This is a genomic window from Rhizobium mayense, from assembly GCF_030272705.1.
In the GTDB taxonomy this organism is placed as follows: Bacteria; Pseudomonadota; Alphaproteobacteria; order Rhizobiales; family Rhizobiaceae; genus Rhizobium; species Rhizobium mayense.
This window is the reverse complement of record NZ_JARFYM010000002.1, coordinates 241,164-260,901: the sequence shown is the minus strand read 5'-3', so window position 1 is coordinate 260,901 and position 19,738 is coordinate 241,164. Positions and strand designations below refer to the sequence as shown.

General features: G+C 57.1%; 25 protein-coding genes. 17 read left to right on the top strand and 8 right to left on the bottom strand.

The window, feature by feature from the left end; all coding sequences use genetic code 11:
* Positions 1 to 29 precede the first annotated feature (29 nt).
* Complete coding sequence (locus tag PY649_RS03895; RefSeq protein WP_285866844.1) at positions 30 to 1,790, top strand: glycerol-3-phosphate dehydrogenase/oxidase; 1,761 nt, start codon at positions 30 to 32, stop codon at positions 1,788 to 1,790.
* A 401-nt stretch (positions 1,791 to 2,191) separates the two neighbouring features.
* Here the strand turns inward: PY649_RS03895 and PY649_RS03890 are convergent, their stop codons facing one another.
* Positions 2,192 to 2,617, bottom strand: a complete 426-nt coding sequence (locus PY649_RS03890) for a hypothetical protein (protein WP_285866843.1) — start codon at positions 2,615 to 2,617, stop codon at positions 2,192 to 2,194.
* 309 nt (positions 2,618 to 2,926) lie between these two features.
* Positions 2,927 to 3,136: a hypothetical protein gene (locus PY649_RS03885; RefSeq protein WP_285866842.1), complete on the bottom strand. Its 210-nt coding sequence runs from the start codon at positions 3,134 to 3,136 to the stop codon at positions 2,927 to 2,929.
* A 126-nt stretch (positions 3,137 to 3,262) separates the two neighbouring features.
* Between PY649_RS03885 and PY649_RS03880 the strand changes: the two genes are divergently transcribed.
* The 4 genes from PY649_RS03880 to PY649_RS03865 all read left to right on the top strand — a co-directional run bounded on the left by PY649_RS03880 (position 3,263) and on the right by PY649_RS03865 (position 6,292).
* Positions 3,263 to 4,006 carry a LuxR family transcriptional regulator gene (locus tag PY649_RS03880; RefSeq protein WP_285866841.1) on the top strand — a complete coding sequence of 248 codons (744 nt, stop codon included), beginning with the start codon at positions 3,263 to 3,265 and terminating at the stop codon, positions 4,004 to 4,006.
* Positions 4,007 to 4,085: 79 nt separating this feature from the next.
* Positions 4,086 to 4,751, top strand: coding sequence for an acyl-homoserine-lactone synthase (locus PY649_RS03875; protein WP_285866840.1), 666 nt, complete (start codon positions 4,086 to 4,088; stop codon positions 4,749 to 4,751).
* 37 nt (positions 4,752 to 4,788) lie between these two features.
* The gene (locus PY649_RS03870; RefSeq protein WP_285866839.1) at positions 4,789 to 5,052 is read left to right on the top strand and encodes a hypothetical protein; all 264 of its coding nucleotides are present in this window, start codon (positions 4,789 to 4,791) and stop codon (positions 5,050 to 5,052) included.
* Between the two features lie 610 nt (positions 5,053 to 5,662).
* Positions 5,663 to 6,292 carry a ParB-like protein gene (locus PY649_RS03865; protein ID WP_285866838.1) on the top strand — a complete coding sequence of 210 codons (630 nt, stop codon included), beginning with the start codon at positions 5,663 to 5,665 and terminating at the stop codon, positions 6,290 to 6,292.
* A gap of 24 nt (positions 6,293 to 6,316) precedes the next feature.
* On the opposite strand, the gene PY649_RS03860 is transcribed toward PY649_RS03865, so the two are convergent.
* The 3 genes from PY649_RS03860 to PY649_RS03850 all read right to left on the bottom strand — a co-directional run bounded on the left by PY649_RS03860 (position 6,317) and on the right by PY649_RS03850 (position 7,796).
* Complete coding sequence (locus PY649_RS03860) at positions 6,317 to 6,535, bottom strand: hypothetical protein (protein ID WP_285866837.1); 219 nt, start codon at positions 6,533 to 6,535, stop codon at positions 6,317 to 6,319.
* A 419-nt stretch (positions 6,536 to 6,954) separates the two neighbouring features.
* Complete coding sequence (locus tag PY649_RS03855) at positions 6,955 to 7,119, bottom strand: DUF1328 domain-containing protein (RefSeq protein ID WP_285866836.1); 165 nt, start codon at positions 7,117 to 7,119, stop codon at positions 6,955 to 6,957.
* A 152-nt stretch (positions 7,120 to 7,271) separates the two neighbouring features.
* A complete protein-coding gene (locus PY649_RS03850) occupies positions 7,272 to 7,796 on the bottom strand; it encodes a hypothetical protein (protein ID WP_285866835.1) in 525 nt (174 codons plus the stop codon).
* Positions 7,797 to 7,970: 174 nt separating this feature from the next.
* Here PY649_RS03850 and PY649_RS03845 point away from each other — a divergent pair, with 174 nt between their 5' ends.
* Positions 7,971 to 8,249 carry a hypothetical protein gene (locus PY649_RS03845; RefSeq protein ID WP_285866834.1) on the top strand — a complete coding sequence of 93 codons (279 nt, stop codon included), beginning with the start codon at positions 7,971 to 7,973 and terminating at the stop codon, positions 8,247 to 8,249.
* 97 nt (positions 8,250 to 8,346) lie between these two features.
* Here the strand turns inward: PY649_RS03845 and PY649_RS03840 are convergent, their stop codons facing one another.
* Positions 8,347 to 9,156, bottom strand: coding sequence for a mechanosensitive ion channel family protein (locus tag PY649_RS03840; protein ID WP_285866833.1), 810 nt, complete (start codon positions 9,154 to 9,156; stop codon positions 8,347 to 8,349).
* A gap of 674 nt (positions 9,157 to 9,830) precedes the next feature.
* Here PY649_RS03840 and PY649_RS03835 point away from each other — a divergent pair.
* The 9 genes from PY649_RS03835 to PY649_RS03795 all read left to right on the top strand — a co-directional run bounded on the left by PY649_RS03835 (position 9,831) and on the right by PY649_RS03795 (position 16,697).
* On the top strand, positions 9,831 to 11,186 hold the full coding sequence (locus tag PY649_RS03835; RefSeq protein ID WP_285866832.1) for an LLM class flavin-dependent oxidoreductase: 1,356 nt from the start codon (positions 9,831 to 9,833) through the stop codon (positions 11,184 to 11,186).
* A gap of 13 nt (positions 11,187 to 11,199) precedes the next feature.
* On the top strand, positions 11,200 to 12,042 hold the full coding sequence (locus PY649_RS03830) for an ABC transporter ATP-binding protein (RefSeq protein WP_285866831.1): 843 nt from the start codon (positions 11,200 to 11,202) through the stop codon (positions 12,040 to 12,042).
* Between the two features lie 22 nt (positions 12,043 to 12,064).
* The gene (locus PY649_RS03825; protein WP_285866830.1) at positions 12,065 to 13,141 is read left to right on the top strand and encodes an ABC transporter substrate-binding protein; all 1,077 of its coding nucleotides are present in this window, start codon (positions 12,065 to 12,067) and stop codon (positions 13,139 to 13,141) included.
* Between the two features lie 33 nt (positions 13,142 to 13,174).
* Entirely contained in the window at positions 13,175 to 13,993 is an 819-nt protein-coding gene (locus PY649_RS03820) for an ABC transporter permease (RefSeq protein ID WP_285866829.1), read from the top strand.
* A gap of 2 nt (positions 13,994 to 13,995) precedes the next feature.
* Entirely contained in the window at positions 13,996 to 14,772 is a 777-nt protein-coding gene (locus PY649_RS03815) for an ABC transporter permease (protein ID WP_285866828.1), read from the top strand.
* Positions 14,773 to 14,918: 146 nt separating this feature from the next.
* A complete protein-coding gene (locus PY649_RS03810) occupies positions 14,919 to 15,104 on the top strand; it encodes a hypothetical protein (protein ID WP_285866827.1) in 186 nt (61 codons plus the stop codon).
* Positions 15,105 to 15,119: 15 nt separating this feature from the next.
* Complete coding sequence (locus tag PY649_RS03805) at positions 15,120 to 15,263, top strand: hypothetical protein (RefSeq protein WP_285866826.1); 144 nt, start codon at positions 15,120 to 15,122, stop codon at positions 15,261 to 15,263.
* Between the two features lie 73 nt (positions 15,264 to 15,336).
* A complete protein-coding gene (locus PY649_RS03800; protein ID WP_285866825.1) occupies positions 15,337 to 15,921 on the top strand; it encodes an RBBP9/YdeN family alpha/beta hydrolase in 585 nt (194 codons plus the stop codon).
* A 116-nt stretch (positions 15,922 to 16,037) separates the two neighbouring features.
* Complete coding sequence (locus PY649_RS03795) at positions 16,038 to 16,697, top strand: peroxiredoxin (RefSeq protein WP_285866824.1); 660 nt, start codon at positions 16,038 to 16,040, stop codon at positions 16,695 to 16,697.
* Positions 16,698 to 16,767: 70 nt separating this feature from the next.
* On the opposite strand, the gene PY649_RS03790 is transcribed toward PY649_RS03795, so the two are convergent.
* Positions 16,768 to 17,253, bottom strand: coding sequence for a sulfatase/phosphatase domain-containing protein (locus tag PY649_RS03790; RefSeq protein ID WP_285867184.1), 486 nt, complete (start codon positions 17,251 to 17,253; stop codon positions 16,768 to 16,770).
* Positions 17,210 to 17,425 carry a hypothetical protein gene (locus PY649_RS03785; protein WP_285866823.1) on the bottom strand — a complete coding sequence of 72 codons (216 nt, stop codon included), beginning with the start codon at positions 17,423 to 17,425 and terminating at the stop codon, positions 17,210 to 17,212. Before PY649_RS03785 ends, PY649_RS03790 begins: the two co-directional genes overlap by 44 nt.
* Positions 17,426 to 17,670: 245 nt before the next feature.
* Between PY649_RS03785 and PY649_RS03780 the strand changes: the two genes are divergently transcribed.
* Positions 17,671 to 18,621 (top strand): sensor domain-containing diguanylate cyclase, encoded by a 951-nt coding sequence (locus tag PY649_RS03780; protein ID WP_285866822.1) that lies wholly within the window; start codon positions 17,671 to 17,673, stop codon positions 18,619 to 18,621.
* 223 nt (positions 18,622 to 18,844) lie between these two features.
* Positions 18,845 to 19,639: a bestrophin-like domain gene (locus PY649_RS03775; protein ID WP_285866821.1), complete on the top strand. Its 795-nt coding sequence runs from the start codon at positions 18,845 to 18,847 to the stop codon at positions 19,637 to 19,639.
* Positions 19,640 to 19,738 lie beyond the last annotated feature (99 nt).

The following is a 19,738-nucleotide window of genomic DNA, read 5'->3' as shown; positions in this document are numbered from 1 at the left end:
CCAACGGCAGTTCAGTAGGAAACCATGGTATGACCGATATCACCGCTGATTTGAAACAACGATTTGCGACATTGCCGGACAAGGACATAGACGTCGTCATTCTTGGTGCTGGCGTGAATGGCGCCGGGCTATTTCGTGATCTTGCCGCCCAGGGTGTCAATTGTCTCATCGTCGACAAGGCCGACTTCGGGTCGGGAACGAGCGCTGCGCCGTCGCGCCTTATTCATGGCGGCTTAAAATATTTGGAGACGGGCGAGTTCGGCCTGGTTGCCCAGTCGACGCTGGAACGCAATCTCCTGCTTCAGAACGCGCCGCATTGCGTCGAGGCGCTGCCGACCTTCATCCCGATTTTCTCATGGACGCGAGGCATATGGGCGGCTTTGCGCACGCTGACAGGCTCAACGACGGCCCCCCGCAGCCGCGGCGCCGTTCTCATCAAGATTGGGCTCGCACTCTATGACTTTTTCGGGTCGCGCAACCGCGTCATGCCGCGCCACCGGTTCCTGCTGAAGAAGCGCGCGCTCAAGGAAATGCCGCATGTCACCCCCGATATCGTGGCGGGCGGCATTTACTACGATGCCAAGATCAGCCGGCCTGAACGGCTCGTCTATGAACTGGTCATGGATGGACTTCAGGCCAACAAGAGCGCGCTGGCCGCAAACTTCACCACGCTGACGTCGTCGGCGGGTGGGAAACTCAGCTTCGAGCGAGCCGACGGCACGACATTTTCCGCTTCCCCGAAGCTTGTCGTCAACGCCGCCGGCCCTTGGATCGACCGCGTCAACGATCTGCTCGGCGCGCCCTCGCATCTTATCGGCGGTACGAAAGGTTCGCATATCCTGCTCGATCACCCCGAGCTCGTGCGCGGCCTGAACGGCCATATGATCTACTTCGAAGCCGACGACGGCCGTATTTGCCTCGTCTATAGCTATCTCGGTCTCGCTTTGGTCGGATCGACGGATATTCCCTGTGACGATCCCGACAATGTCCGGTGCGAAGAGCCGGAGATCGACTATTTCCTCGAAAGCGTCCAGTCGCTGCTGCCAAGTCTTCGTTTCGGGCGGGAGCAGGTGGTCTACAGCTATAGCGGCATCCGGCCTCTGCCGGCTTCGGACGCGTCGTCGCCGGGCCTGATCAGCCGCGACCATTCCGCGCCGGTAGTCGAGCCGCAGTCGGATCGTCCGTTTGCGATCGTCTCCCTCGTGGGCGGCAAGTGGACGACCTTCCGTGGCTTCGCCGAGGAGGTTGCAGATCTCGTTCTCAAGCGCCTGGACCGCGTTCGTAGCCAATCCACAAAACACCTGGCGATCGGCGGTGGACGCGATTTCCCGACAAATTCGGCGGCGCGCGGAGAATGGGTGCGCGCTGCTGCGAAACGAACCGGTACAGCGCCGGAGCGTATCGACCAGCTCTTGAGCCGCTATGGAACCACTGCCACAGCGATCCTCGAATATCCCTCGGCACATACCGACACCGTGCGCCTCTCCGGGGCTTCGCATTACAGTGCTCTGGAAATCGATTGGATCGTGCGGCAAGAGCTTGTCACCCATCTTTCAGACGTGGTGTTCCGGCGCACGACGCTTGCGATCGAGGGTGCGTTGACCATGCAAGGCTTGCGCGATATCGGCGCAATTGCCGCCGAGGCGCTTGGATGGACGGAACAAAGGCTTACAGCAGAAATCGAAGAGGTCGTCACCACCATGTCGACCTTTCATGGCCGGCGGCTGGAAGACGGGGCTGAGCGCGCATTTTCGGAAGCCAGAACGACGGCAGGCCCGACTTCCGCTTGAGGTGTTATCGGAAAGCGGCTCGGCGATGCAAAGGATCGCCGAGCCGCTTTATTTGTTTGTTTTAATGTCTTGAATAAGTCGGGATTGGTGGGACTTCCCGAAAACTTCACGGAAGGCTCTTGGCATCCCATCAAATTTCATAACAGCCTAAACTAACAAGATCACATAATTTATGACAATCTTCTTCCCATCTCGGAAAGTCGCGGAGGTTCCAGCCTTTCGCCTTGTTGATCAACGATGCTTTTCTACAATTCCAGCGTGCTGCACTAATAATTTGATTATCATCTATTTTTATGGGCGGTTTCCGAGAAGAAGATGAGCCGCCCTCTTGCTGGTTATTGTGTAAAGTCGCCTCAATATTTGTGTGACGAATTTGTTTGTCACGAGGCAGAGGAGGCTACCTATTTGTGTTTGCCGCCGCCGTGTCCTTTTCCAGAGGCGGCGCTAGACCGGCTGCCCGTGATGGTCGCATCCGCAGGTGGAGAATTGTCCTCTATAAGGGGGTTGGCCTGATACCCCTGCACATCCGCCTGCTTTAGGCCAACATTACCTTCGCCGGCGACGCAGTTATAGGAGGTGGAAACGCGGTGTCGAATGAGGGTGTCGCTACCGGCGCCGTTGTGAACGAAGACCATGTCGTGTCCGACGAGACGCCCAGTCTTCTTGGAGAGTTTTTCCTTTTTCATTTGGAAGAAGGTGCCGTCGACTTCAATGATTTGCTTCTCCCACATCACACGAACATGCGGGTTTCCATTGCATTCCTGAAAAGCGTGCGCAGTGTCGTACGCGAAGCCGGCAATAAGAAATAAAATCGCTACGAGGCGCATCTTTGACCCCTCTGTGATTTTTACTTCGAAGACAATAAATTGTGCTTTGTCCCTATTACATTACAAAGCCAGCGAGCGGTAAAGTACTCCACGGTGATTAGTCCGACGAGACGGCATGAGAAGTCTGTCAAAAAGGCCGGGGACTGGGTTTCGGCTCCGTTTGCGCGAGATCCGCTTCGCCGGATTCCGGCATGATGGAGCAGGCACTACAGATTCCGATGAAGCCCGATGCCATCTTCTGAGGGCGTCTCAGAGAGTTGCGCACGGTTGGTGGAAGTCGTCGCAAATATAGCAGGCCCCTGCGGGCCTTCATCGCAAAAAAGGGGGGATTGCGTCGATGTCTTCGGAGGACAGAGCACGATAGACCCGAATCCAGAACAGCGCTTCGTTTGTCCGTTGGCTTCGTTCCGCGATCAGTGCGCGTATCAACGCTTCCGAGCCGGCCATATCGTGCCAGCTCGTTTTTAGTCCAGTGGCGGCTTGGCCTACCGCCTGCTCGGCTTCATCCGACTGGCCCATATCGCTCTCCTAAGCCAAAGATAGCGGACCGTGTTTGCGAACGTCATTCCCCTCATATGTGGGGAGATGCTCTTGTTTGTCGAACCGATCTCGCGGTAAGATCATGATGTAGCTGGGTGATGCATCATGCGGGGAAGTTTAGACAGCCCAAAATTCGAGCACGCCTTCAACGAGATCAAAGCGGCGTCCAATGTCGACACCGCCATTCGGTCTCTGCAGGCGGCATATGACGTCGACTATGTGACTTACCATCTCGCGCAGACCATCATGGACAGGATCGACGCGCCGTTTGTTCGCACCACCTATCCCGATGCCTGGGTCTCCCGATATCTTCTCCATGGCTATGTCAAGATTGATCCCGTTGTCAGGGAAGGCTTTCTCCGTCAGCTTCCGTTTGACTGGAGCGAGGTGGAGCCGACGCCAGAGGCCTATGCGCTATTGGTCGACGCGCAGAAACATGGTCTCGGCGGCAACGGTTATTCTATTCCCGTAGCCGACAAGGCCAGGCGCAGATCGTTGCTTTCGATCAACTCCGATTTGCCGATCGATAGGTGGCAAGAATTGGTGGCAAATTGCCGAATGGAATGGACGGAACTCGCCCATCTCATCCATGGCAAAGCCATGCTGGAGCTCTATGGCGAGCATGATCCGGTGCCATCCTTGAGCCCGAGGGAGATCGAGTGTCTGCACTGGACAGCACTTGGCAAGGATTACAAGGACATTGCGCTGATTCTCGACATCTCCGAACATACGACGCGCGATTATCTGAAGACGGCGCGATTCAAGCTGGGTTGCGCCACCCTATCGGCAGCCACAACCAAAGCTGTCCAGCTCCGCATCATCACTCCCCTGACCTATCCCCTCAAATGAGGGGCTCCATTTGAGGGAATTCCCGACCGCGGTTTTCCGGCTCATTCTTGCCTTGCGACAAAAACTGTTGGAGGCGAAAATGTTCATAGTCATCCAAGCTCATGAATATCATAAGTATGCGAACATCCTCGATCAGATGTTTCGCCTTCGGAAGGCGATCTTTGCCGATACGCTCGGCTGGGACGTAACTGTCGTTGGGCCTTATGAACGCGACTGCTATGATGCTCTCGGCCCCGCCTACCTTGTTTGGTGCGACGAGCGCCGCATGCGGTTTTACGGAGGCGTACGGCTAATGCCGACGACAGGGCCGACGCTCCTCTACGACGTCTTTCGAGATACGTTTCCAGCTGCAACAGACTTAGTTGCCCCGGGAATTTGGGAAGGCACGCGCATGTGTATCGACGAAGCTGCCGTCGCACGTGATTTTCCCGACATCGATGCGGGCCGGGCTTTTAGCTTGTTGTTGCTCGCACTTTGCGAATGTGCACTCGACCATGGCATCCACACCATGATCTCCAACTACGAACCCTATCTCAAGCGTGTGTACAAGCGGGCAGGTGCCGAAGTCGAGGAACTTGGCCGCTGCGACGGATATGGGAGATTTCCCGTCTGCTGCGGTGCATTCGAGGTCTCGCAGCGTGTTCTCCGGAACATGCGGATGATGCTCAACGTGTCGGCTCCACTATATGCCCGCCCCAAACCCGAACGATCTGTCGCGACCCGACTGTTGGAGCTCGCGGCATGAAAAACCCGATCTTCGTCTCTGGAAATAGGAGGCGCGCATGCCCCAAGACGATACCCTGAGAGCGCGTGAATTTGCCAGAATGTTCCGGCTGATTTCCGCAGCGAAAGAAAGAGCCGAAGCGCTACAGCTTCGTAACCTCGTCCACCTTACGAATATGGCGCTGTTGCAAGTGGCGCTGGACTGGGAGGGCTTGGATCCGGATCGTGACCCCGATATCGACCTCGGAGGGCTTGTTCGTGAGAAAGAGCGGATCGCGATGCAAAACGGCCGGGAGAATCTGCTGGTTCTCCCTCACACTTAAAGTTTCTGACGCGGGCGTCTGGGTATCCAATGTCATTGGGTCGGCGTCCTCGTCGACCCAATCACTCACCCATGGCGAACAGAAATGGGTCCGCCATTCACGCGGCAGCGCCAACCTCACCGAAAATGCAAAAGGAACATTGTTGGCCCTACCAATGTCATCGCGAAGATAAACAGAGATATGCCAAGCTTCAATGCACGCATGCGGCGTGATTTCACGCCATCCCAGTCGTAGCCCATCACTATATCCCCCTTCTCTATTTGCGCCGATCCAAGTGGCGCATTAGGAGTATCTTTTATGAGGGATGTGCGAAGCTTGCCATTCGCGGCGGTTTCTCGCCTATTGTGCACTGCGGGCTGGCGAAATCGCGGATGTCATTGTCCCGCATTCCCGAGGAATGCCGTTGTCGGCTTCCAATCGCCGTCGCCTCGATTTGCATGTCACTGAAATGGAGATCAGTGATCGGCTGTCCTGGCAAAAAGTCGAGCGGCTACAATCGGCACAGCGTCAATTACATATGCCGTTATGCTAAATTACTGCCCTCGGGCGAGTTGCCGGACGCGTCGGTTGTGTTAATCTGCTGGAATATCTCTGTGCGGAGGGTCTTCTGATGGCTATGGCGCGCGAACCGATCCTGCATCCTGTTCCAATCGAGGAACTTAGGCCTACCCAGATAACCGTTGGTATGCGCGAGGTTAAAGCCAAGCGAAAGGCGTGGCGTGCGACAGCAGAGGCCCATGGCGAAAAAGCCGGAAAATTTCTGGGAAATCACATGATGCCAGCGGTTCGTGGGCCGCGCGGCCGATTTTATGTCATCGACCATCATCACCTGTCCCTTGCGCTCTATGAGGAAGGCGTAAAGGATGTTCTGGTGACGGCGGTGGCCGATCTTTCGAGGCTTGATGGGGATTCCTTTTGGTTCGTAATGGATTGCCACGACTGGATGCATCCCTTCGATGAGGACGGCAAACGACGCGGCTACGAAGATATTCCAAAAAGCATCAAGGATCTGGTCGATGATCCATTCCGTTCGCTGGCGGGCGAGTTGCGGCGTGCCGGCGGCTTTGCCAAGGATACAACACCGTTCAGCGAATTTCTCTGGGCGGATTTCCTGCGCCGCCGCCTAAAGCGCAAAGAAGTCGATCGGGATTTCGATGCGGCGCTGGAAAAATCGCTGGAGTTTGCCAAGAGCAAGGATGCTGATTACCTGCCAGGCTGGTGCGGCCGGGTTGCCGAATAAATCTGCAGGCTCAGCTACGCCCAGTTAGGCGCGGTGGAAGACTTCATCCGTCAGCAGCAAAAGGAAATTCTCGTCGTCCAGCTTGTTGGCGATCTGGCCGTCTTCCGTCATGTAGTCGAAGACGGGGCCAACCGGCCGATCCGCGAAGGCAAATTTGGGCCATTTCAACTGTTCGATAATGACGATGCGGCGCCCGGCGTCATTTTCGCATGCTATTCTTCGCGTCTCCTCGAAATAAGTCATGGCGACACCTCAACAATAGTTCAGAACTGAAGCTTAGATCGCGCAAATTGCGAGTCAACCTGGCCATGGTGACTATCACATAAGTGTTATCGCGCTGCTTGGAAGCGGGAGGTTGGAGCGGCGGCGTCGATGAAAATCAGCTAGTATTACGAAAATCCGTCGCGACCTACTGCCGTCGATCGGGTAGGCCAAATTACGTATAGAAGTTGTCATAAAAATATGTTCTAAATCAACCGTCGGACGTGCCCGCGCCCGACAGCTGGACTATCATTTGCCCTATCCATCACCCGGATAGGGCCTTTTTATCCAAATAAACCTTCTCTCCCCCGAGCGGTCATCGGAAGTTCAATGCTTCCTCATCGCCGAAGCTGCGATCCCTTAGCCGGGTTGTTGTTACAAACGCTGCTTCTTTCTTGCTTTTATGGTCGTCTCACCACCTGCATGACCAGCGAGATGACAAACAAAATCAAGAAAAGGAAGAATAGAAATTGGGCGATCGAAGCAGAGGCGCCCGCGATGCCCCCAAATCCGAGAACACCGGCAATCAGCGCCACAACAAAGAACACCAGAGCGTAGTAAAGCATTGCGATCTCCTTTCGATTCATGTGGGAGATAACGGAGTTCATTGATATTGGTTCCGAGACGTCATGCCCCCAGCCTTAGCTGAGCTTTCGGCCCAGCTAGGGTATCGGCTTTTCAAGCCGGGAACAGGTTCGATGGCAAAGACCCCCGCGGGCTATCCAAATTGGACGCCGCGTTGGAACGATCTGTCGCCCTCGTTGGGTTCTGGCGGTTCTGCCGCCTGAAGGTAGAATTTAACGGGTGCCGTCAGGACAAACCAAATACTTGCTCCGAACACAAAAAATGCGCCCGTCGCGTCAGCTGATCCGGTGAAGAATGGAAGGCCCGCGGACAGGATCAAGACGGTCATTCGCACTGACCATTCTGCCTCCCGTCTTGCGAATGCGGCTGTCCTAAGTAGCGCATATTCTCGGCGACCATAGGTATCGGTCTTTTTCTTCGAGAAAAGGAGCTTCCATGCGGAAGGAAGTGCCAGCATGATGAGAACTGAAATGCTGAGTATGAACTCGGAGCCTTGCAGACAATGTTCGGCGGCAATCAAAAGAGACGAGAGCACGGCGAGATGCCAGGTAGGCTCGAGCCGCTCTGGAGGTTGCCTGGAAAAGGTATGCCAGGTTCGAAGCCAATTAGCTGCGCCATCGAGCAGCGGTTGATCGATGTAGCGATTAATCCATTCCATGCGTAAATAGTCCCATTGCCGGAAAAGAAGGGAACACCACGCAATTCAGTCATCATCGTGGCGACACCTCTGACAACCGTCGCATCGCAGTTGCGCCAGGCGCCAGCCAGCGTTCGGAACTTCAAGAACAGAATGCCGTTTATAGCCACCTCTCATCCACGAAGGAGTCGAACCTTGAACACCGCCAACCTACAACTCGAAGGTCTCCTCACCGCCATCGCTTCAATCAATGCTCTTCTTGTCGACAGCGGCATCGTTTCTCGTGGCGAGGTGCAGCAGGCGTTGGAACGTGCGCGGCACGGCGTCAACGGAGAAGCCCGCGGCCTTTCGGAAGCCAACCAAAAGGCGATGCTCTTCCCCATCCGCGTGTTGCTGCTTGCCAATGACGACGCGGGTCAAGGGATATCCAGGACGTTCGCCGAATACGCGGAGGCGGTCGGCAAAGCGTCCTGAATAATTCCCGATGTGTGAGGACATGGCCAAAGGGAGGCGATAGGTCCTATCGCCCCTGAAAAGACTTGCGGCTGGACGTCGTCGCCATTTTCTCGTTCTACTTGAGCATGATGCCTTTAGCGGCAATGCCACGTCTCAGCAGGTCGATCATGTCGTGACGCGTCTCTGACCATTCCCTGGTCCTTGCCCAGTATTCTATCATCAATACCGTTTTCTCAGCGGTGAGATCGTCTGAATAGACGCGTGGCGGCGGATCCTTGCGCACACGTTCGTCCGATTTTACGATCTCGAGGAGCGTCTGCGTCACGATGTCGATATCGACGTCATTGCCCACGGCGACCGACAGTTGCTGGCGTCGGCTGGCTTGGCGGCTGTGATTTGTGATCGCTGTATTCCAGAGCGTGGAATTAGGAGCCATCAGGTACAGGCCATCGGCTGTCTTCATTTCGGTCGCGAACAAGCCTATTTCGACAATAGTTCCTTCGACGTTGATTGTCTGGATATGCTCCCCCACACGCAACGGTCTCAGGACCAGAAGCATGATGCCGGCTGCAATGTTTTGGAGCGTGCCTTGTAAAGCCAGGCCGATTGCCAAGCCGGCCGCACCGAGAGCGGCAACGATTGATGCTGTTTGAATGCCGAATTGCGCCAGCACAGCGACGAAGACAAAGATGAGAATACTGTAGTGCAGGACGCTTTCAAAAAAGCGGGCAAGCGTCTCATCGATCCCATGAATTTTTGACAGGCCCTTGTAGGCCCACCGGCTGACCACTCCGGATAGAATCCAACCAGCAATGAGAAGAATAATCGCGCCGAGAATGGAGAAGCTGTATTGTACAACCAGCGCCGCTGCTTGGCTGAACGCGGCGCGCGCGGCGAGGATGAGGTTGACCGGTTGATTTTCCATCGGAAAAGCCATCCCTTCAAGCAGTGGCAACTATGATTTGGTCTGAAATAGTCCGCTGAATTCGTTTTCAATGAAGATGTTGCAATTTTTGCGCGGATAAAGCCTGACTGCCCGATCGATATCGAGATGGCGATGACATGCGACTGCGGGCCAAGGACTCCGTCTCAGTCGGGAAATGTTGCGCGATGCGGCTACCCTTTAGTGAGCCTTGGTAAACGCTCGTTCCTGGTTGGAAGAGATTTCAGCTGTCAGGCGGTGCACAAGACGAAAAGAACTCGCAGCTTTCTGGCGGTTAGCAGCGAGTTCTCTTCATTCAGTCCGCCGCAAAGCAGTCATCTGTCCGCCTTGTAGCTGCACGAAATTCTTCGACTCAGCACCGCCCCGAATTCCATTAGAAAATTGCCACATGCCAAGGCGCTCCAATAGTCGCCAATATGTATTAGCGCTTTCGACAAAACGGGCGTTTCAACGGATTATCCAGTCGAGGTATCAAGCGAAATATTTCAGTGGCGGACCGGCTTTTTGATCCTTCGCCCGTCGGGCGGAACGTTGTCCGCACGATGGGCCCCGCGAGCATCGACAAAATCCGATGCGGTCCGCTTAAATAGAATATAATTTCTATAGATTATAGCATTTGCTGTTAGCCTTTCCTCACAGCCATCGAGGAGAGAACGATGACCGGCAGACAACGTCAGCTAAAGCTTGGAGCCTTCCTTTATCCGACCGGCCACCATATCGCCGCCTGGCGCCATCCCGACGCACAGGCCGACGCCGGGTCGAATTTTGCGCATTATGTCGAGCTCGCCCAGATTGCGGAGGCGGCGAAATTCGATCTCATCTTCATGGCGGACGGTGTCGGGACGCGCGGCGCGGACACGGAAGCCCTGCATCGCACCGCTACTCGATATGTGGCGCAGTTCGAGCCAATCACCCTGCTGTCGGCTCTCGCCGCCGTCACCAAGAATATCGGTTTCGTCGCCACAGCCTCGACCTCGTTCAATGAGCCCTATCACATCGCCCGCAAATTCGCCTCACTCGACCATATCAGCGGCGGACGCGCCGGATGGAATCTCGTTACCTCCTCCAGTGATCACGAAGCCCACAATTTCGGGCGGGACGAACACTATGCCCATGCCGAACGTTATGACCGGGCCGAAGAGTTCGCCGACGTCGTGCGCGGCCTCTGGGATACTTGGGAAGAGGACTCTTTTCCGCGCGACAAGGAAAGTGGGATCTATTTCGATCCCGAAAAGCAGCACATCCTCAATCATAGGGGCAAGCACTTCAAGGTACGTGGCCCGCTGAATGTCGCGCGTGCACCGCAGGGTCATCCGGTGCTGGTACAGGCGGGCTCCTCCGATCCCGGCAAGGAGCTCGCGGCACGCACAGCAGAGGTCGTTTTCACCGCGCACCAGACCATCGACGATGCCAGGGCCTTTTACGCCGACCTCAAGGGACGTCTCGCGAAATATGGCCGCGCCAGGGATGACCTTAAGATCATGCCGGGCATCTTTCCCGTTATCGGCCGCACGGAGGCGGAAGCGCAGGAGAAATTCGAACAGATCCAGGATCTGATCCATCCTGTCGTCGGTCTCTCCCTGCTCGCCGGCATGTCCGGCGGGGTGGATCTTTCGCAATATCCGATCGACGGACCTGTTCCAGATCTGCCGGAGACCAACGGCGGCAAGAGCCGGCAGAAGCTGCTTCTCGATCTTGCCCGCCGTGAAAATCTGACCATCCGCCAGCTCTACCTGCGCGTGGCCGGCGCCCGCGGCCACTGGCAGATCGTCGGAACGCCGGTGCAGATCGCCGACCAGATGGAAGAATGGTTCAAGACCGGCGCTGCCGACGGCTTCAACGTCATGCCGCCGCATCTGCCGGTCGGTCTCTACGATTTTGTCGAGCACGTTCTGCCTAAACTTCGCCGTCGCGGCCTTTTCCGCAGCGAATACGAAGGCAAGACCCTGCGCGAAAATCTGGGTCTGCGCGTGCCGCAGCATCCGGCCCGCGCGGCCGTTGCTGCCGAATAGGCGGGAGAAGACGATGAGCAATCCTTCCCATCTGAGGATCAGCCATGTGACGCGGCGGTTCCAGGTCAATGGCGAAAGCCTGACGGCGCTGGACGATGTCAGCCTCGACATTGCCGAGGGCGAGTTCGTCACCATCGTCGGCGCCAGCGGCTGCGGAAAATCGACGTTGTTGCGCCTCGGCTCCGGGCTCGATGCTGCCACATCCGGTTCGATCACACATGCAGGCAAGCGGGTCACGGAGCCCAGTCTCGACCGCGGCATCGTCTTCCAGGAACCTCGGCTTTTCCCATGGCTGACGGTCGCCCGCAATGTGGCGCTCGGACTGGAAAATTCCGCGCACAGCAAGACCGAGAAGAAACGGCTCGTCGACGAGCATCTACAACTCGTCGGGCTTTCCGGCTTTGCCGACGCCTATCCGCATCAGCTTTCGGGCGGTATGGCCCAACGCGCCGGCATTGCCCGCGGCTTGGTCAATCGCCCGGACGTACTGTTTCTCGATGAGCCCTTCGGCGCTCTCGACGCCATCACCAAGGCACGGCTGCAGGACGAGCTGCAGGAGATTTGGGCCAAGGAGCGGATCACCATGGTGCTGGTGACGCACGACGTCGATGAAGCGGTCTATCTCGGCGACCGCGTCGTCGTCATGTCGCCGCGGCCCGGCCGCATCCGTGAAATCATTCCGGTGGAATTGCCGCGCCTGCGCGAACGAACCTCAAACGCGCTCGCCGCAGTGCGCAATCGTGTTCTGGAAAGTCTCAATGCCACGACGCAACCACTGTCCGGTTCGCGCCCGGTCTCATCCGGCGTGAGCCAGCGACCGGCCGATGCCAGACCGGCCGTCGCAATCGCAAGATAAATCAAAAAAACGGAGCAACCTTATGAAACTGACAAATATTTCTCGTCTGGCGGCCGGTGTAGTCTTCGTCTTGGGCATGTTTGCCGCCTCCGCCCATGCGGAAGAGCCCCTGGTCATCCATGTCGGCTATGCAGCGATCGGTGTCGACAATCGCCCCTATTCGGAAGGCACTTCGGCAGCGACCGCCCGCGCCGGCGAATATCTGGAGAAGGAGTTCGCCAATGATCCGAACATCAAGGTCGAATGGACCTTCTTCAAGGGCGCCGGCCCGGCCGTGAACGAGGGCTTTGCCAACAACCAGCTCGATTTTGCCTATCAAGGTGACCTGCCCGCGCTGATCGGGCGTGCTACCGGTCTCAAGACCAAATATCTTCTCGCCAGTGGCGCGCGCAAACCGCTCTATCTGGCGGTCGCCAAGGACTCCAATATCAGAAAGATCGAGGATCTGAAGGGCCGCAAGGTTGCCCTGCAGCGCGGCACCAACGGCCACTTGGCCGCTATCAAGATACTGCAGGCGCATGGGCTGACCGAGCGCGACCTGCAAGTCATCAATCTCGATAGTGCGGGAACGGTGGCGGCTCTCGCTAGCAAGGATATCGATGCCGCATTCGGTGATACCGATCTCATAAATCTCGCAGCCAAGGGCTCCGCCGACATCGTCTATACGACGAAGGGGGATGATCCTCGCTTCGGCCGCAACGCCGGAATCATCGGCCGCGAAGCCTTCATCGATGCGCATCCGGATATTACGCAGCGCGTCGTCGACGCTTTCGTGAAGGCGGCCCAATGGTCGTCCGACGAGTCGAATCGTAGCGCATTGCTGGAACTCTGGCACAAGGCCGGTACGCCGATCCCGGTACTCGACGAATTTTTCCGAAACGACAAGCTCGCCTACCGCAACTCGCCGCTGATCGATGATCTGCTCGTTTCGCTGTACAAGGAGCAGGCGGTGAAGAGCAAGGAATACGGCCTCATTCGCCGCGAGGTAGATCTCAACGGCTGGTTCGAGCCGAAATATCTCAACAACTCGCTGGAACGGCTAGGCCTGCAAAAGTTCTGGCAGCCCTATGGTGCGGACGGAAAGCCGGTTGCGTCCTGATCGTAATCCGAAGGACAGGGTGAAGGAGGCGGCATGACCGCGTTTCTCGAAACTGCCGGGCATGCTGGCCTCCATCCGGCACAGCCATGGCGAAAGCGCCTGATCATCGCCGGAACCGGCCTGATCTTGCCTCTTGTGCTGATCGTCCTCTGGTGGATCGCTTCCGCCAGAGGCTGGCTCCCCGAACAGATCCTGCCGCCGCCCAATTACGTCTATCAAACCGCGCGGGACATGATCGTCAGCGGCGAACTCCTTTATCACACCGGCGTCAGCCTGCGCCGGGTCGTCATCGGCTTCGCCCTCGGCGCAAGCGCTGGCCTCGTCCTCGGCATTGCGATGGGGCTTTCGGAGAGGGTCGAGGACTATGTAAAGCCGCTCTTCCTCGCCTTCGCACAGATTCCGACCCTTGGCTGGATACCACTCCTGATGCTCCTCGTCGGGATTGAGGAGACCCTGAAGATCATCATCATCGCCAAGGGCGCGATCGTGCCGATGGCACTGAATACCTTCACCGGCATTCGTGGCGTCTCGCCGAAATATCTGGAGGTTGGCAGGGCTCTGCGCTTCAGCCGTTGGCAAACCTTGCGGCTGGTTGTCCTGCCCGGCGCCGTGCCCGCCATGTTCACTGGCATTCGCTATGGCCTCACCCATTCCTGGACTTCGCTCGTCGGGGTCGAGCTTCTGGCTTCGTCGGAAGGACTCGGCTACCTGCTGGTATGGGGGCGGCAAATGTTCTGGCTCGATACCGTCATCGTCGCGATGATCGCCATCGGCCTCGTCGGTTTCATCATGGACAAGAGCTTGGATCGCACCGAGACGCTGATCCAGCGCTGGAAGCGACAGGAGATCTGACGATGGCGACCGCAAGCAGGACAGTCCGGTTCCGCCGCGGCATAACCTTGCCGATCCTGATATTCATTGCCTGGGAAGTATCGAGCCGAACCGGACTTGCTGACCCGCGTTTTCTACCATCTCTCGAGGATGTTGCACGCACAGCAAAGCGCGAGCTCATCGACAACGATCTCATCGGCGAACTCGGCTCCAGCCTGATGCGCAATATCGCCGGTTTTCTGATCGGCTGCGTTCTTGGCGTCACCTTCGCGACGGTACTGGCGCTCTCGCGCCTTGCCGACAGGCTGGTCATGCCGACCTTCAACGGCTTGAAGCAGATCTCCCTTCTCGCCTGGATACCGCTGATCTCGGTCTGGTTTGGTTTCGGCGAACAGGCGAAGATTGTCTTCGTGGCGCTGGCCTCGTTCATTCCGATCGTGCTCAATACCTATGACGGCATGCGGGATGCACCGGACGATCTGATCGAGGTCGGACGCGCCTTGAAATTCAACGCGAGGCAGCGCGTGCTGCGCATCTATCTCCCCTCGGCCATGCCCTCGATCGCGACAGGCGTGCATCTCGGCCTGATCTATGCCTGGCTTGCGACCGTGGGCGCCGAATATTTCCTCGCTGTCGGCCGGGGCGTTGGTGGTCTGGTCATCGCCGGCCGCGAGCGGTTCGACATGGCTCTCGTGATGGTCGGCGTTCTCGTTCTCGGTCTTGTCGGTTTCTCATTGAATCGTCTTGCCCATGTCCTGGAATCTTATCTGCTGCGCTGGCGGCCGAAACAGACGCCCTGAGGACGAAACAGTTTTCCTGTTTTCCAAGCAAGGAAAGACGGTCGTTCCTTTTAATCCAGTATTTTTATAGACAAAATCTGGTCATCGATGGCCTGTCGAAGCTTGGACCACGAACGCGCGGCCCGATCAACGAGATGGAGGATCGCATGAAATTCGACTTCATCAGCGGCTTGAAGATAGCCCTCAGCCGTCTTGCGCCCCGCCAAATGAGCGAGCCGGGCGCTCTCGGCAAACCGATCGAAAGACCAATCACTTCGGATGACGATCGTGAGCGATCGGCTCGCGACTACGAGTTTTACTATTGGTGCTCTACACCGGCACCCTGGTATTGAGGAAGGAGGCAGGTCATGGCACTGGCTTTCGATCTGCGACGACCGGTTGTGAAACGGTTTCCGAACACCGCCCGAGCCCATCTCGTCCATGGTATCGAAGTTTGCTCGGTCGTCTCGTCGTTCGTATTTCTGTTCGCGCTCGTGGCGAGGGTGATCTGATGCTCAATTCCCCTGATTGCGAACCCTTCGCGCGGCGCGTGCCGCATCTTCAAATCGCGATGATGGGGCTGTGATGAGCAGAGTGCTGATCTTGCCGGGTCTGTTTGGGTCGGGAGAGGGGCATTGGCAACATTACTGGCTGCAGGATCAGCCGGATTGCCGTCTGCTGGATCAGGAGGATTGGGATCATCCAAACCTGCGAGCGTGGATGACGAGGCTTGACGCGGCGCTGGAGGAGGCGGGGGATGCGTACATCGTCGCTCACAGCCTCGGTTGCGTGCTGGCCGCGAGGCTGGCGGGCCGCCCGACGGCGCAACGAGTCAAAGGCGCGTTGCTCGTCGCGCCCTGTGATCTTCCGGCGGCCGAGGCGCTGCATGCGGGGCATATCTCTTTCGGAACCATGCCCACCGAGGCTTTGCCCTTTCCCAGCATGGCGATCGGAAGCCTGAACGACATATATATGACGCTTGACCGCCTTACGCTGTTCGGGCACCTCTGGAAGTCCGATATCCGGAATATCGGCCTTGCGGGCCATATCAATGTCGCGAGCGGCTTCGGGCGCTGGCCGAGTGGGTATGGCATGCTGGAGATGCTGAAGGTGCGCGCTAGACGCCGGAGACCGCGGAATTCAATGTCCGCGGCTGGTGCGACCGTTTAACAAGAAGGCTTTTCTTTGAAAGCATTAAACGCCATCCTTTGGCAGATTCTTTGAACCCAACTTTAGTCGTCAATTATCTTAACAAGGACGACGATCCACTATTTGGAGGATACACCATGAGCCTGCGTATCAACGATATCGCACCCGATTTTACCGCCGACACGACCCGTGGACAGATTCAATTCCACGACTGGATTGGCAACGGCTGGGCGGTGCTTTTTTCGCATCCCAAGAATTTCACACCGGTCTGCACGACCGAGCTCGGCGCAATGGCGGGCCTCGAGCAGGAATTCGCCAATCGTGGCGTGAAGATCATCGGCATTTCCGTCGATCCGGTCGAAAGCCACAGCAAGTGGAAGAGCGACATCAAGACGGCGACCGGTTTCGAAGTCGAATATCCGCTGATCGGCGACAAGGACCTCAACGTCGCGAAGCTCTATGACATGCTGCCGGCCGGTGCTGGTGAAAGCTCGGAAGGCCGCACGCCCGCCGACAACGCCACCGTGCGCTCGGTTTTCGTCATCGGCCCCGACAAGAAGATCAAGCTGATCCTGACCTATCCGATGACGACGGGCCGCAATTTCAATGAAATCCTGCGCGCCATCGATTCCATTCAATTGACCGCGAAGCATCAGGTTGCCACGCCGGCGAACTGGCAGCAGGGCGAGGATGTCATCATAACCGCCGCCGTATCCAACGAGGACGCCATCACCCGTTTCGGCGCGTTCGACACTATCCTGCCCTATCTCCGCAAGACGAAGCAGCCGTCGGCCTAAGTAGGCACACTCGGGAACGCGTCTCAGATCCGAGCCGCGTTCCCTCTTTACGAAGCCGATCGCCCTGGCTTCAGCGGGCTTCGGGTGTCTTCTTGATCGGACTATGGCCGGCGCCGGCTTGGACGATTGCTTCCGTCCAGCCTTGTGTCTTCAGATCGCTGCGAATGCGCCATTTGAGAATTTCGTTGATCAGCAGACGTTTCGTGTCCTGATGTTCGGCTTTATCCCACAGGTCGTCGATCTCTTGCGGATCGGCGATAAGATCGAAAAGCTGACCTTCGTCGCTCTCAACGAAGTGGACGAGTTTCCAGCGCCTGTCGCGGATCATCGTCATGAACTCGGTGCCGCTCAGGATGCGGTCGCCCGCATGTTCGGCGAAAACAAATTCCCGAGCTTCCGTTTGCTCGCCCGTCAGATAGGGAAGCAGCGAGCGGGCTTCCATCCACTTGGGTTTCTGCAGGCCGGCTAGTTCCAGGATTGTCGGCCCGAAATCGAATAGCGATACGAGATCGTCAACGACACGCCCGGATTGGACACGGCCCGGCGACCAGACGATCGCGGGAACGCGGACGCTTGGCTCGGGCGAACAGCTTTGCCTCGTAATATTGCTCCGGCGGAAGCGGGTTTTTGACCGTTCCGAACTCCTGGAACATCTTATCGAAGTCGGCGAGCCACTTGTTGACCGTCCCGTCTTCCGTAAATTTGTCGAGTTCGGCGCTTGTCAGCATCTTGCGGCTTCGCGCGATGCGGTGACAGACCAGATCTCGTCACCGCATTCGCTTGCGCGACCGGTGTCTGCCTGGTTTTTCAATGCGCATATCACCCCGCCGGCCCTCTGGCCGTGACGGCTGGAATGGGGCCGCGGTGCGTCAGAGCGACACGATCCTTAAGCAAGTCGGTATTTTAGCTTTACGAATTTTTTCCGCTATAGCATTTAGGTTCAAAGCTCCGAGTCCTTGTTGCGAAGTGGACAATGATTTCCCTGAACAACGACACAAGAAAACTTCTTGAACAGCTCGGCCCGATGGCGGCGGACACCCAGGTGTTGATCGCGCTCTACGATGCTGAAGATCGACTGCAATTTGCCAATCCCGCATTTCGTTCAGCCTTCTTTATCGCGACCGATCAGCAGCCGCTTTGGGCGGATATTATGCGGTGCAATTATAGTCTGAAGCGGGGCACGGTGATCGCCGCGGTGAATTTCGAAGAATGGCTGCGCTCCACGCAGTCGCGGCGCGGCAAAGTGAGCTTTCGCGCCTTCGAGACGGACCTCCACGACGGTCGTTGGCTTTGGATGACGGAGACCGTGCGCGAAAACGGTTGGATGCTGTGTATTGCCAGCGACATCACTCGGATCAGGGCGAACGAACGTGACCTGCGACAAGATCGCGATGTGGCGATCAAAGCTGCGCAGACGGACGAGCTGACCGGCGTCGCCAACCGGCGCTATGTCATGGCACGGCTGCAAGAGCTGCTGGGAGTGCCGGCTGCCGCCGATCAAACGCTCGGATGCCTAGCCATCTTCGACATCGACAATTTCAAATATATCAATGACAGTCTTGGCCACCACGCCGGCGACATGATTTTGAGAGACTTCGCCGGGCTGATCCAGGCTCAGGTGCGTCGAACAGATTGTTTCGGCCGAGTGGGGGGAGAGGAATTCGTCCTGGTCATGCCAAGGACGTCCACTGATGAAGCCGCGAGTATCATTCACTGCATGCTCGCGATCGTGCGCGACAGCAGACCGCTTCCGGATCCGTCGGATTTTTCCTACACGTTCTCGGCGGGCCTGGCCGTCGCCAGAGGGGGCGACATGCTGGCAGAAGTCTATCGACGCGCTGATCTTGCCCTTTACGGCGCCAAAGTCGCCGGCCGCGACCGGCTGCAGATCAATATAGATTCGCCTTCCGAAGGAAAGCGATAGCTCTTTTGGCGCAGCTATTCTTCGCTTTCAGCTGAACATACTTATGCTGGACCTTTATGAAGAGCCTAAAATGATGGAGCGGTGCGCTCTCGCTTGCGCTAGTCCGGGAATAGCAGGATTATAAATTGGGGACTGTTTCTCGAATCTTGGAAACAGCGCGACCGGGTTTGCACTGGACCCGGCGCGATGAGGATTGAACGCAAACCAAGCTGGCAACGGGATCATGGGCGAAATTCAGTTGGCTTTCGTGGCGTTCGGTTTGCTGGCGGCGAGCGCGGCCCTTGGATTTTACTTGAGGCAGCGGCTGTCGGATCAGCATCTCTCGGATCACAACATCGAGGCGCTGCGGCTGGTGACGGGCCTGCTTGTGACCTTCACCGCCCTGGTTCTCAGCCTGCTCTTGGCATCGGTGAAGTCTTCTTTCGATACCACCGATCGTGATCGCCGCATGTATGCCGCAAGCCTTGCTGCGTTCGACCAATGTCTGCAGGGCTATGGAGCGGAAACCGAAGCCATGAGAGCTGTTCTGCGCGAATATACCGCCGGCGTTATCGCGAGCACTTGGCCTGAGGAGGAGAAGCCGGCCGGCGTCGTGCTTCCCAATTTGGCAGGAGTCGCGCGCGTCGGTGAGGACAGCACTTTGAAGGCGCTAATTACCGGCGTCGGGCTGTCACTTGCAGCGCTCGACCCAAAGGATGCATTTCATCAGAACCAGCTTGCTGCTTGCCGCCTGTCTTTTGACGACGTCATGCACCGGCGCGAGGCCGTGATCGAGGATGCGCAAGGCACGATGTCGGGTCTCTTTTCGCGCGTATTGATGTTCTGGCTAATGTTGGTTTTTGTCAGCTTTGGCCTTCAGGCGAAGCATAATCGCTTCACGGTCGTTGCGATCGGCATTGGGGCGCTAGCGATTTCGACTGTCATCTTCGTTATCGCCGATCTGGACAAGCCCTATGGTGGTGTCTTTGGAATACCGAGCACATCCATGCGGAACGCGCTGGAGGACATGTTGCGTTAGCCGACGCGGGATCGGACGTGGCTCCGTGGGACGAGAATGCGTCTTACGCCGCAAGACATTTCTGATACAGTTCTAGGGCGCATTTTTTTGGGCGACAAC